Consider the following 13,278-nt stretch of genomic DNA (forward strand, 5'->3'; position numbering starts at 1 on the left):
GCGATTGGTGGTAGTCGGGGTAAAAGCCGAAGGCCAGCATTTTCCCAAATGCGCCGCAATGTGACGTCATTGCGCGTTGCACAATGCCTTTCTTATGGCTAGAGAATGTGCAGCAATCCGATATGCTTGGTTTTTGTGCATGCCTGAAGTGACAAAATTGGCTCTGCCGCTCGATGTCGGCGGCGTGACGATCCGCAACCGCGTCTTCCTCGCGCCGATGTCGGGAATAACGGACGAGCCGTTCCGGCAGCGCGCCTACGCGCATGGCGCGGGCCTGGTCGTGTCGGAAATGGTGGCGAGCGGCGAGCTTGCCAAGGGCAGGGCCGGCTGCGACCTGCGCATCCGTCATTCCGGCCTGCCTGTCCATATGGTCCAGCTTGCCGGCCGCGAGGCCGGACACATGGCCGAGGGCGCGCGCATCGCTGCCGGCGAGGGCGCCGACATTATCGACATCAATATGGGCTGCCCGGCCAAGAAGGTGACCGGCGGCTATGCCGGCTCCGCACTGATGCGCGATCTCGACCACGCGCTGTCGCTGATCGAGGCGGTGGTCGGCGCGGTCCAGGTGCCGGTCACGGTCAAGATGCGGCTCGGCTGGGATGAGAATGCGCTGAACGCGCCGGCTCTGGCGCGCCGCGCCGAAGAGGCCGGTGTCAAAATGGTGACGGTGCACGGCCGCACACGCTGCCAGTTCTATCAAGGCAAGGCCGACTGGGGCGCGATCGCCCGGATCAAGGACGCCGTTTCCATCCCGGTCGTCGCCAATGGCGATGTCGGCTCGCCGGCGGAGGCTGCCGAAATTCTCGAACAGTCGGGCGCCGATGCGGTGATGATCGGCCGCGCGCATTACGGCGCGCCGTGGACGGCGGGCCGCATCGCGGCGACAGCTGCGGGCGACGCGCCCTCCGGCGTGCCGGACAGCCCGCAAGCCATGGCCGACTATATTGCCACCCATTACGAGGACATGCTGGCGCTTTACGGCGTCGAAAGCGGCCTGCGCCAGGCGCGCAAGCATCTCGGCTGGTATCTCGACCGCCACGCCGCCGGCGTCGCTGACGACCGGCGCAAAGCCATCCTCACCTCCTACGAGCCCGCCCGCGTCATTGCCCTGCTGCGCGAGGTATTTTCCGGCGAAGGCGACGCCGCACCCTTGCGGAGCGCAGCATGAACGCCTCTGTCGCACCCGGCGCCGACATGGCGGATGCCGCCAGTATCGTGCTCAACACCATCCGCCGCCCGGTGATCATGGTCGATCCCGACGGGTTCATCACCTACGCCAATGCCGATGCGGAAGATTTTTTCCGCTCCAGCGCGAACATGCTGGCGCGCAACACGCTGTCCAAGCTCATCCCGTTCGGCAGCCCGCTGTTACAGCTGGTCGATCAGGTGCGCGAGCGCCGCGCGCCGGTCAACGAGTACCGTGTCGACGTGTCGTCGCCCCGTCTCGGCATCGAGAAGGTCGTCGATCTCTACGTCGCGCCGGTGCCGGAATTCCCAGGCTCGGTCGTGGTGATGTTCCATGAACGCTCGATGGCCGACAAGATCGACCGGCAGATGACGCATAGGGGTGCCGCGCGTTCGGTCACCGGCCTTGCCGCCATGCTGGCGCATGAAATCAAGAACCCGCTGTCGGGCATACGCGGCGCAGCACAGCTGCTCGAACTGTCGGCTTCCGACGAGGATCGTGCGCTGACCCGGCTGATCACCGACGAGACCGACCGCATCGTGTCGCTGGTCGACCGCATGGAGGTGTTTTCGGACGAGCGGCCGATCGACCGCTACCCCGTCAACATCCATGTCGTGCTGGATCACGTCAAGGCGATCGCCAAGAACGGTTTTGCCAAGAGAATCAGGATATTGGAGGACTATGATCCATCATTGCCTCCGGTTTTCGCCAACCGCGACCAGCTGATCCAGGTGTTCCTCAACCTGGTCAAGAATGCCGCCGAGGCGATCGGCGGCGATCCGCAGGGCGAGATCGTGCTGTCGACGGCATTCAGGCCGGGCATTCGCGTTTCCGTGCCGGGAACGCAGGACCGCGTCTCGCTGCCGCTGGAGTTCTGCGTCCGCGACAATGGGTCGGGCGTTTCGGAAGACATCCTGCCGATCCTGTTCGATCCGTTCATCACCACCAAGCCGAACGGCTCGGGGCTCGGCCTGGCGCTGGTGGCGAAAATCGTCGGCGAGCATGGCGGCATCATCGAATGCGATTCGACGCCGCGCGGCACCACCTTCCGCATCCTGATGCCGGCCTGGAAGGAAGTACCGATCGACATTGCCGATGATGAAGGCGAAGGAGACCGCAAATGACGGTTCGCGGCAATATTCTCGTCGCCGACGACGATGCGGCCATCCGCACCGTGCTCAACCAGGCGCTGTCGCGCGTCGGCCATGAGGTGCGCGTGACGTCCAACGCCTCGACGCTGTGGCGCTGGGTGGCGGCCGGCGAGGGCGATCTGGTGATCACCGACGTGGTCATGCCGGATGAAAACGCCTTCGACATGCTACCGCGCATCAAGAAGGCGCGGCCGGAACTGCCGGTCATCGTGATGAGCGCGCAAAACACCTTCATGACGGCGATTCGTGCTTCCGAAACAGGCGCTTACGAGTATCTGCCGAAGCCGTTCGACCTGACCGAGCTGCTCAGCATCGTCAACCGCGCGCTGTCCGAGCCGCGTCGGCCGAAGATCGACACCCGGCCGGAGGAGCAGCCGGACGCGATGCCGCTGGTTGGCCGCTCGGCGGCCATGCAGGACATCTACCGCATGCTGGCGCGCATGATGCAGACCGATCTGACGGTGATGATCTCGGGCGAATCCGGCACAGGCAAGGAACTGGTGGCACGCGCGCTGCATGAATATGGCCGCCGCCGCGGCGGTCCGTTCGTCGCCATCAACATGGCGGCGATCCCGCGCGACCTCATCGAATCGGAACTGTTCGGCCATGAGAAGGGCGCCTTCACCGGGGCGCAGAACCGCTCCACCGGCCGCTTCGAGCAGGCCGAGGGTGGCACGCTGTTCCTCGACGAGATCGGCGACATGCCGATGGAAGCGCAGACGCGGCTGCTGCGCGTGCTGCAGCAGGGCGAATACACCACGGTCGGCGGGCGCACGCCGATCAAGACCGATGTGCGCATCGTCGCTGCCACCAACAAGGATCTGCGCACGCTGATCAACCAGGGGCTTTTCCGCGAGGATCTGTTCTATCGCCTCAACGTCGTGCCGTTGCGGCTGCCGGGCTTGCGTGAGAGGTCGGAGGACATTCCCGATCTGGTGCGACATTTCTTCAAGATCGGCGCCAGCGAAGGCCTGCAGACCAAGCGCATTTCGACCGGCGGCATCGAATTGATGAAGCGCTATCCCTGGCCGGGCAATGTGCGCGAACTGGAAAACCTGGTGCGGCGGCTTGCCGCGCTCTACTCGCAGGACGAAATATCCGCCGAGATCATCGAAGCCGAGCTCAAGACCGGCGAAAGGCCGGTCGTTCCCGGCGGCGGTAACCTAATCCCGGACGATCTGTCCATCGGCCAGGCGGTGGAGCACTTCCTGCAGCGCTATTTCGCCTCTTTCGCCGGCGAATTGCCGCCGGCCGGCCTCTATCAGCGCATCCTGTCCGAGGTCGAATATCCGCTGGTGCTGGCTTCCATGACGGCAACACGCGGCAACCAGATCAAGGCGGCCGAATTGCTGGGCTTGAACCGCAACACGCTGCGCAAGAAGATTCGCGAATTGGGCGTCAACGTCTACAAATCGTCGAGATCGTGAGCGCGTAGCACTCGAAGTGACGCGTGGTCATCCCCTTTTCAGGGGATCGGCGGCCGAAAGTTTCCCTCGCGGCCACACTTGTTGCATAATCGCCACAATGCGTTGCATACATCCGACGCAATCACTGGCTCTTAGACGGCGACATGGCTTCGCAGGCTCTTACATCAAACGAACCGCTTTTCAGCAGACCCGGCGGAAGGGATGGACGCCGTCTGCTTGCGTTGCCCGGTGTCGTCGCAATTGCTGGTGCCTTGGTTACGGCGGCAATCTCATTTGCGATCCTCGTCGGCGCGACTCCGATCACGCCGGACGCAAACACGACGCTGACGCTGATTGCGGTCAACGCCGTGTTCGTGCTGTCGCTGATCGCCCTGGTCGGCCGCGAAGTGCACCGCATCGTCATGGCGCGCCGGCACGGCAAGGCGGCATCGCGGCTGCATGTGCGCATCGTGGCGATGTTTGCGCTGGTCGCCGCCATCCCCGCCATCATGGTGGCCATCATCGCCTCGATCACGCTCGATATCGGCCTCGACCGCTGGTTCGAAATCCGCACCAAGACGATCGTCAACTCGTCGCTGTCGATCGCCGATGCCTATGTGCAGGAAAATGCTCGCAATCTTCAGGGCACGACGCTGTCGATGGCCTACGATCTCGATGCTTCACGCACGCTTTACGGCCTCGATCGAACCGGCTTTCTCGACCTGATGAACAAGGAAGCCGTGGGCAGGACCCTCGCGCATGCGGCGCTGATCAAGCCGGATGGCTCCTTCGTCATGAGCGCCAAGACCGATACGAATTTCGCCATGCCGGAGCCGCCGGAAGGGGCCGTGGCGGAGGCGGCCGGCGGCAAACCGGTGCTGATCGAGCCGAAGACGCGCAACATCATGGGCGCCATCGTCAAATTGCGGGAGATCGAAGGCCTCTACCTCTACACCATCCGCCTCGTCGATCCCGAGGTGATCAAGGCGCGGCAGATCGTTCAGTCCAACACCGCGGAATATCGCGGCCTGGAAGACAACAGGCGGACGTCGCAGGTGGCGTTCGCTCTACCCTATCTGTCGCTGACGCTGATCATCATCCTGTCGGCCATCTGGACCGGCATAGCGGTGGCCGACCGTCTGGTGCGGCCCATTCGCCAGCTTATCGGCGCGGCCGACGAGGTTGCGACCGGCAATCTCGATGTCGCCGTGCCGGTGCGGCCTTCCGACGGTGATGTCGCGTCGCTTGGCGATACGTTCAACAAGATGCTGCTTGAGCTGAAATCGCAGCGCAACGAGATCCTGTCGGCCAAGGATTTGATCGACGAGCGGCGGCGTTTCTCGGAAGCGGTGCTGGCCGGCGTCACCGCCGGCGTCATCGGCGTCGACCCCTACGGCATCGTCACCATCGTCAACAAGTCGGCCGAAACGATGCTGGCCATATCGGCGACGGCAGCGCTCGGGCAGAACCTGTCGGCCGTGCTGCCGCATGTCGGCCGCGTCTTCGAGATCGGCCGCAAATCCGGCAAGCCGGTCTATCGCGAGCAGGTCACCTTCTATCGCACGGGCGCCGAGCGCACCTTCAACGTGCAGATCACCATCGAGGCCGGCGACGACGGCGAGGACGAGAAATCCTACGTGGTGACGGTCGACGACATCACCGATCTGGTCCAGGCCCAGCGCTCCTCGGCCTGGGCGGATGTGGCGCGGCGCATCGCGCATGAAATCAAGAACCCGTTGACGCCAATCCAGCTTTCGGCCGAGCGCATCAAACGCCGTTTCGGCAAGGTCATCACCGAGGACCGCGAGATTTTCGATCAATGCACCGACACCATCATCCGACAGGTCGAGGACATCGGCCGCATGGTCGACGAATTCTCTGCTTTCGCCCGCATGCCGAAGCCCGAGATGAAGTCGATCGATCTGCGCGAATCGTTGCGCGAGGCCTCGTTCCTGGTGGAGGTCAGCCGTGCCGACATCGCTTTCGAACGCGTCTTTGGCAACGAGCCGCTGAAGGGCACGTTCGACAGCCGCCTGATGGCGCAAGCTTTCGGCAACGTCATCAAAAACGCCGCCGAAGCGATTGACGGACTGGAACAAAAGGACGGTTCGCACGGCATAATCCGGATTCAAGCTGGCCGGCAGAATGGCGCGATCAGAATCGACGTCATCGACAATGGCAAAGGCTTGCCGCGCGAGAATCGCCAAAGGCTGCTCGAGCCCTATATGACGACGCGCGAGAAGGGCACCGGGCTCGGCCTCGCCATCGTCAAGAAGATCGTGGAGGACCATGGCGGGCGGCTCGAACTGCACGATGCGCCCGCGGACTTCCACGGTGGACGCGGCGCGATGATCTCTATCATCCTGCCACCCGCTGCCGCAGCCGCGCCGCCACGCGGTCAAGGCGAAACTGGACTCGAAAGAGAAACTGAAAAGGTCGGTAATGGCGTCTGATATTCTCATCGTCGATGACGAGGAAGACATCCGTGAACTCGTCGCGGGCATATTGAGCGACGAAGGGCATGAAACCCGTACGGCATTCGATGCCGACAGTGCGCTGGCGGCAATCGCCGACCGTGCGCCGCGGCTGATTTTCCTCGACATCTGGCTGCAGGGCTCGCGCCTGGACGGGCTGGCGCTGCTCGACGAGATCAAGACGATGCACCCGAGCCTGCCGGTGGTGATGATCTCGGGCCACGGCAACATCGAGACGGCGGTGTCGGCCATCCGCCGCGGCGCCTATGATTTCATCGAGAAGCCGTTCAAGGCCGACCGGCTGATCCTGATTGCCGAGCGGGCGCTGGAGACGTCGAAATTGCGGCGCGAGGTCTCCGACCTCAAGCAGCGCAGCGGCGAGACCTTCGACCTGATCGGCATGTCGTCGGCGATGAGCCAGTTGCGCCAGACCATCGAGCGCGTCGCGCCGACCAACAGCCGCGTCATGATCATCGGTCCGTCCGGTTCAGGCAAGGAGCTCGCCGCGCGCGCTATCCACACGCTGTCGACGCGCAAGGGCGCGCCGTTCGTGACGCTGAGTGCGGCCAACATCACGCCCGAACGCATGGAGATCGAGCTGTTCGGCACCGAATCCAACGGCACCGAGCGCAAGGTGGGTGCGCTGGAGGAGGCGCATCGCGGCATTCTCTACATCGACGAAGTGGCCGACATGCCGCGCGAGACGCAAAACAAGATCCTGCGCGTGCTGGTCGAGCAGCAGTTCGAACGCGTCGGCGGCACCAAGCGGGTCAAGGTCGATGTCCGCATCATTTCCTCGACCTCGCAAAACCTGGAAGCAATGATCGCCGACGGCCGATTCCGCGAGGACCTCTATCACCGGCTGGCGGTGGTTCCGGTCATGGTGCCGGGCCTGGCCGAGCGGCGCGAGGACATTCCCTACCTCGTCGACAATTTCATGAAGCAGATCGCGCGTCAGGCCGGCATCAAGCCGCGCCGCATCGGCGACGATGCGCTTGCCGTGCTGCAAGCGCATAACTGGCCGGGCAATGTCCGCCAGCTGCGCAACAACGTCGAACGGCTAATGATCCTGGCGCGCGGCGACGATGTCGATGCACCCATCACCGCCGATCTGTTGCCGTCCGAGATCGGCGATGTCATGCCGCGCACACCGAACCAGTCGGACCAGCACATCATGGCGCTGCCGCTGCGCGAAGCCCGCGAACAGTTCGAGAAGGACTATCTGATCGCCCAGATCAACCGCTTCGGCGGCAACATCTCGAAGACGGCGGAATTCATCGGCATGGAGCGATCCGCGCTGCACCGCAAGCTGAAGTCGCTGGGGGTCTGACGGCGTGCTGATATTCAGGTGAGGCCGGCCTGCGAAAGGCGGCTTCCTGCGCTTCCGGTGCTCACGTACCTTAAGTACGCTCCGCTCCGGTTCTCGGAAGCCACCATTCTCGGCTAGGCCTGACCTGAATCTCAACACACCGGGGCGGCCGTCGTGGCCCATACAATTGCCGGTTACGGCGACGGCGGAATCGCATAGAAAAACAAGGACTTTTCTGAGGGATTGCTGAATGCCGCGCACTGCCTATGTGAACGGGCGCTATGTCGCTCATGCCGACGCTGCCGTGCATATTGAGGATCGCGGCTATCAGTTCGCCGACGGCGTCTACGAGGTCTGCGAGGTGGCGCAAGGCTTCATCGTCGACATGCCGCGCCACCTTGCCCGGCTGAACCGTTCGCTCACCGAGCTCTCGATCGACTGGCCGGTTACCAAGGGCGTGTTGCCGCTTCTCTTGCGAGAGGTCGTGCGCCGTAACCAGGTCGTCAACGGCCTGGTCTATGTCCAGGTGACGCGCGGTGTTGCCAGCCGCGACTTCGTTTTCCCGGCCGACACGCTGTCGTCGCTGGTCATCACGGCCAGAAAAGCCGACCCGGCGGCGGCCGCAAAGCGGGCCGAGACCGGCATCAAGGTCATCACCGTACCGGAAAACCGCTGGGACCGGGTCGACATCAAAAGCACCGGCCTGCTTCCCAACGTGCTGGCCAAGCAGAAAGCCAAGGAGGCCGGCGCCCAGGAAGCCTGGTTCGTCGACACCGACGGCAACGTCAAGGAAGGCGGTTCGTCGAATGCCTGGATCGTCACCCGCGACGGCGTTCTGGTGACCCGGCCGGCCGAGCACGGCATCCTGCGGGGCATCACCCGCACCACCATGTTCGAGGTGGCGGCCAAGCTCGGATTGAAGATCGAGGAGCGCGGTTTTTCCGTCGCCGAGGCCAAGGCGGCGCGCGAAGCTTTCATCAGTTCGGCAACGACAATCGCCATGCCGGTGGTGGCAATTGACGGCGCCGCGGTCGCCAATGGCCATCCCGGCTCAATAACACTTTCATTGCGGCAAGCCTTTTTTGACGTTGCGGAAAAAAGTCCAGCCTGATAACCGCACAGACGGACTGCACATCAATATATCTCGTTCTGCTTGTCGTTAYTGACGGCAAGGGGGTGTTTGCAAGCTTGACATGTGCCCGCTAATTTGGCGCATTGGCCTGCAAACCGAAGGGGATCGGCGAAAGACAAGAACAATGGCGGAACGATCGCAAAACCTTCAGGACCTGTTCCTGAATTCTGTTCGCAAGAGCAAAAATCCACTCACCATCTTTCTCATCAACGGCGTCAAGCTGACCGGCGTGGTCACTTCCTTCGACAATTTCTGTGTCCTGCTGCGCCGCGACGGCCACTCCCAGCTCGTCTACAAGCATGCCATTTCCACGATCATGCCGAGCCAGCCGGTTCAGATGTTCGATGGCGAGGAAAGCCAGGGCGCCTGATTGGCACGTGAGAAAGACGCGGACCGCAGCGTCCGCGGGAAACCAGCGCATCACCCCGGGACGGAAGCCAATGGTCCGACCCGGGCGGTTGTCATTGTGCCGGTGCTTACCCGGCATCAGCGCAACGATGACGAAACAAATCGTCCACGGCTGACGCGTTCGGCCGACGCGCGCCACGACGAAGCGGTCGGCCTTGCCCGCGCCATCAACCTTGATCTGATCCACACGGCGGTCGTGACCGTCAACGATCCGCGCCCGGCAACCTTGCTTGGCAGCGGCAAGGTCGCGGAGTTCGCCGAGATCGTCAAAGAGGGTCACGCCGAGGTGGTCATCGTCGACCATCCGCTGACGCCGGTGCAGCAGCGCAATCTCGAGAAAGAATTCAACGCCAAGGTGCTCGACCGCACCGGGCTGATCCTGGAAATCTTTGGCGAACGCGCACGGACCAAGGAAGGCACGCTGCAGGTCGAGCTTGCCCATCTCAACTACCAGAAGGGCCGCCTGGTGCGCAGCTGGACCCACCTTGAACGCCAGCGCGGCGGCGCCGGCTTCCTCGGCGGTCCCGGCGAAACCCAGATCGAGTCGGACCGGCGGCAGCTGCAGGAAAAGATCATCAAGCTCAAACACGAGCTGGAAACCGTGCGCCGCACCCGCGACCTGCACCGCGCCAAGCGCAAGAAGGTGCCGTTCCCGGTGGTCGCGATCGTCGGCTACACCAATGCCGGCAAGTCGACGCTGTTCAACCGGCTGACCGGGGCGGACGTGCTGGCCGAAGACATGCTGTTTGCCACGCTCGATCCGACGCTGCGCCGCGTGCGCCTGCCGCACGGCACGCCGATCATCCTGTCGGACACGGTCGGTTTTATTTCGGACCTGCCGACGCATCTGGTCGCCGCCTTCCGCGCCACGCTGGAAGAGGTGGTCGAGGCGGACCTGGTCATCCATCTGCGCGATATTTCGGATCCCGACACCGCCGCGCAGGCCGAGGACGTCGAACGCATCCTGGCCGATCTCGGCGTCGATGCCGGCGACGCCAAGCGGGTCATCGAGGTGTGGAACAAGGTCGACCTGCTCGACGATGGCAACCGGGAACGTCTGCTGGCCGATGGCACTGATGCCAACAAGGCGCCGCCGATCGCCATCTCAGCCATCACTGGCGAAGGCATCGATGCGCTGAAGGCGCTGATCGAGACCAGGATGTCGGGCGAGCTGGAAGAGCTGACGGTGACGATCGAGCCGGCGCAGTTCGGTCTCGTCGACTGGCTCTACCGCAATGGCGACATCGTTTCGCGCGCCGACAACGAAGATGGCAGCACGACCATCGCGCTCAAGGCGACGCACACCGCCCGGCAAGAGATCGAAAGCCGATTGTACCGCAAGAACAAGGCATAAGCCTGCTTATTTCTTGCCTTTGGCCTGCTGCCAGAGCGCTTCCATTTCGTCCAGCGTGGCCTTTTCCAGCGTGCTTCCCGACGCATCGATTGCGCGCTCGACATAGTGGAAGCGCGAGCGGAACTTGTCGTTGGTGCCGCTGAGTGCTGCTTCCGAGTCGAGCTTGAGGTGGCGCCCCAGATTGACGACGGCAAACAGCATGTCGCCGAATTCGTCCTTGATCTCGGCCGTTTCTCCCTTGGCCAGCGCCTCGCGCAACTCGCCGATCTCCTCCTCGATCTTGTCGAGGATGGGGACTGCCTCGCTCCAGTCGAAGCCGACCCGGGCTGCCTTTTCCTGCAGTTTCAGCGCCCGGGTTAGGGCGGGCAGAGCGACCGGCACGCTGTCCAGAAACCCCTTGCCATTGTCTTCCGGGTCGAGGCCGCGGGCGAGGCGGGCGCTTCGCTTTTCAGCCCTCTCCTGCGCCTTGATCTTTTCCCACATGCCTTTGGCCATGCCGGCACTGCGTGCCTCTTCGTCGCCGAAGACATGCGGATGACGGCGGATCATTTTTGTGGTGATGGCCTCAACCACATCGCCGAAGGCGAAATCGCCGGTCTCCTGCGCCATCTGCGCGTGGTAGACGACCTGCAGCAGGAGGTCGCCAAGCTCGTCGCGCAGATCGTCGAGGTCGCCGCGCGCAATGGCGTCGGCCACCTCATAGGCTTCCTCGATCGTGTAGGGCGCGATGGTCGAGAAATCCTGCTCGATGTCCCAGGGACAGCCGGTTTTCGGCGCCCGGAGCGCGGCCATGATTTCGATCAGCCGGGAAATGTCGCGCGAAGGTTTCATGGCCGGGATGCTATCGTGCATACGGCTTGCCGGCCAATGCCGTCGGTCGGCGAGGGGAGATTGTCCACAGGTGGCGGCGGGTCGTGATGAAGCTTATCCTTCGCCGTCAACGCGCTCCAGGATCGCGCGATAACGGGTGCAAACGGCGGCATCCCTGTAGTAATCCACTTCCGCGTCAACGATCTCGTCAAGGCGTAGTCCGGGATAGTGCGCCTTGACCTTTGCCAGGACGTCTTGCGCTTGCTTGATTTCGCCGAGTTCAAAATGACAGACGACAAGACGAACGAGTGACCACCGCGGTACGTCAGCCATTTTCGCGTAGCAGGCAACTGCTTCGGCATATCGTCCAGCCGTGGTCAGGATGATGCCGCGAAAGTCGTCATACCATCCCACAGCGTATGGGTCGCGGCGCTGGGCTTCGGTTATTTCAACAAGCGCCTCATCCGGCCTGTCCGTGTAGTTGAGGAACAGCGCACGGAAACTGAGAATGAACGGATCGTTCGGATTGAGGGCAATTGCACGGTCAAGAGTGATTTCAGCCTGCCTGAGTTCGCGCAAATACAAGTGAGCAAAGCCGCTGGCGAGATGGCCGTAGGCCTCGTCGGGGTCCAGCTGCAACGCGGTCTTTGCCATTTCCAGCGCGGGACGCAGATAGGCTGGATCGTAGAAGACCCAGAAGAATTTGAGGGTCTCGACAACGCTGAGCATGGCGTGAGCCGCAGCAAACCTGGGGTCGAGCTTTACCGCCTGGCGCAGAAACGGTTCCGCTTCGTGCGCGGCGTCATAGACTGCCGCCAGTTGCAGGGCTCGCAAGTAGAACTCATAGGCCGACATGTTGTCCGTCGGCCGCGCCCTGGCGCGCGACGCAATCGCGGTTCTGGTCTGTCTTGCCAGACGCGCCGCAATCATCTGGGTGATTTCGTCCTGGATGGCGAAAATGTCGTCGAGTTCGCGGTCGTAGTGCTCGCCCCAGATGTGAGCCGTTGAAGAAGCGTCGATCAACTGCACGGTGACACGCACCCGGTTGCCGATCTTGCGCACGCTGCCTTCGACGACGTACTGCACGCCAAGTTTCTTTGCCACCTCGGCCAAGTCATTCGCCTTGCCGCGGAACTGGAAGGAGGAGTTCCGCGCGATGACCAGAAACTCCTTGAACTTGCCAAGCTCGGCGATGATGTCTTCGGTAATCCCGTCGCTGAAATAGTCCTGCTCCGGGTCGCCGCTCATATTGTCGAAGGGAAGGATGACGATGGACGGTCTCGACGGCGCCGTAGCCTCGGCCGTGGCCGCGAAGGGCTTGGGGCCGGCATATTTATAGCCGCGGCCATGCACGGTTACGATCATTTCGGCCGGCAGCAGTTTTCGCAGCGCCGAAATGTGGACCTGCAGCGTGTTCTCCTCCACCACCACGCCGGGCCAGGCCGCATCGAAGAGTTCGCTCTTGCCGACCACCTCGTCCGGCCTCCCCAGCAATGTGGCGAGGATGTCGAAGGATCGCCCCGAAAGCTCCACCGGCCCATCAGGGCCTAGCAGCAGCCTTTCGCTGCGTTTCAGGTGGTAGTTCCCGAACTCCAAGTCCATTTGCCAGAACCCGTCCCTCGGGGGCGAGGATAACCCAAGACGGTTCTGAAGGCGAACTTCAGGGCTGTTCAGGACTGGTCAGGACTATTCAGGTCCGAGCCAAGGACCTGAGTGGGGAGCGGTGTCATTCTCATGGTCAAGGAGGACGCCATGACCGACATCCCCACCACCGCCGCGATCACAATCCGCAGCCTTAGCCGGCTACGGCCAAGCTATCCGAGGCTCGAAATCGGCGCATCGCTTGCCGCCATATCCAGCGTGGTGGGAGATGCGCTCAAAATGGCATATGTTGGCCCCTACGCCAGTCGCCGCCAGCCGGAGGTCGCCCCGGACGACGACCTTGAGGGTCGGGATCCCACCTGGTGAGAGGCGGAACTTTCCTGGAATTGCTCTCTTTGTTTTTTCGCAATTCCGGACGGAAAACCGCTCATACTTTTCCTGGAATT

The 13,278-nt window shown here is 62.8% G+C and carries 11 protein-coding genes; 9 read left to right on the plus strand and 2 right to left on the minus strand.

The window, feature by feature from the left end; genetic code table 11:
• Positions 1–139: 139 nt before the first annotated feature.
• The 8 genes from dusB to hflX all read left to right on the plus strand — a co-directional run bounded on the left by dusB (position 140) and on the right by hflX (position 10,420).
• Positions 140–1,168 carry a tRNA dihydrouridine synthase DusB gene (gene dusB, locus AC1DYJ_RS30805; protein ID WP_477281583.1) on the plus strand — a complete coding sequence of 343 codons (1,029 nt, stop codon included), beginning with the start codon at positions 140–142 and terminating at the stop codon, positions 1,166–1,168.
• Complete coding sequence (locus AC1DYJ_RS30810; RefSeq protein ID WP_477281585.1) at positions 1,165–2,310, plus strand: two-component system sensor histidine kinase NtrB; 1,146 nt, start codon at positions 1,165–1,167, stop codon at positions 2,308–2,310. Before dusB ends, AC1DYJ_RS30810 begins: the two co-directional genes overlap by 4 nt.
• Positions 2,307–3,764, plus strand: a complete 1,458-nt coding sequence (gene ntrC, locus AC1DYJ_RS30815; RefSeq protein WP_181056897.1) for a nitrogen regulation protein NR(I) — start codon at positions 2,307–2,309, stop codon at positions 3,762–3,764. Before AC1DYJ_RS30810 ends, ntrC begins: the two co-directional genes overlap by 4 nt.
• Before the next feature lie 143 nt (positions 3,765–3,907).
• Positions 3,908–6,196, plus strand: coding sequence for a sensor histidine kinase NtrY-like (locus tag AC1DYJ_RS30820; protein ID WP_477281589.1), 2,289 nt, complete (start codon positions 3,908–3,910; stop codon positions 6,194–6,196).
• Positions 6,186–7,547, plus strand: a complete 1,362-nt coding sequence (ntrX, locus tag AC1DYJ_RS30825; protein ID WP_181056899.1) for a nitrogen assimilation response regulator NtrX — start codon at positions 6,186–6,188, stop codon at positions 7,545–7,547. Before AC1DYJ_RS30820 ends, ntrX begins: the two co-directional genes overlap by 11 nt.
• A gap of 229 nt (positions 7,548–7,776) precedes the next feature.
• Positions 7,777–8,637, plus strand: a complete 861-nt coding sequence (locus AC1DYJ_RS30830; RefSeq protein WP_477281591.1) for a D-amino-acid transaminase — start codon at positions 7,777–7,779, stop codon at positions 8,635–8,637.
• A gap of 145 nt (positions 8,638–8,782) precedes the next feature.
• Positions 8,783–9,028, plus strand: coding sequence for an RNA chaperone Hfq (hfq, locus tag AC1DYJ_RS30835; RefSeq protein WP_006202172.1), 246 nt, complete (start codon positions 8,783–8,785; stop codon positions 9,026–9,028).
• Positions 9,029–10,420: a GTPase HflX gene (gene hflX / locus AC1DYJ_RS30840; protein WP_477281593.1), complete on the plus strand. Its 1,392-nt coding sequence runs from the start codon at positions 9,029–9,031 to the stop codon at positions 10,418–10,420.
• A gap of 6 nt (positions 10,421–10,426) precedes the next feature.
• Here the strand turns inward: hflX and mazG are convergent, their stop codons facing one another.
• Entirely contained in the window at positions 10,427–11,251 is an 825-nt protein-coding gene (gene mazG, locus AC1DYJ_RS30845; RefSeq protein ID WP_477281761.1) for a nucleoside triphosphate pyrophosphohydrolase, read from the minus strand.
• Positions 11,252–11,344: 93 nt separating this feature from the next.
• Positions 11,345–12,832, minus strand: coding sequence for a winged helix-turn-helix domain-containing tetratricopeptide repeat protein (locus tag AC1DYJ_RS30850; protein WP_477281595.1), 1,488 nt, complete (start codon positions 12,830–12,832; stop codon positions 11,345–11,347).
• Between the two features lie 150 nt (positions 12,833–12,982).
• On the opposite strand from AC1DYJ_RS30850, the gene AC1DYJ_RS30855 reads away from it, so the two are divergent.
• Positions 12,983–13,198: a hypothetical protein gene (locus tag AC1DYJ_RS30855; RefSeq protein WP_477281597.1), complete on the plus strand. Its 216-nt coding sequence runs from the start codon at positions 12,983–12,985 to the stop codon at positions 13,196–13,198.
• The last annotated feature ends 80 nt before the right edge of the window (positions 13,199–13,278 follow it).

The sequence above is a fragment of the Mesorhizobium sp. P2_B11 genome, assembly GCF_056404855.1.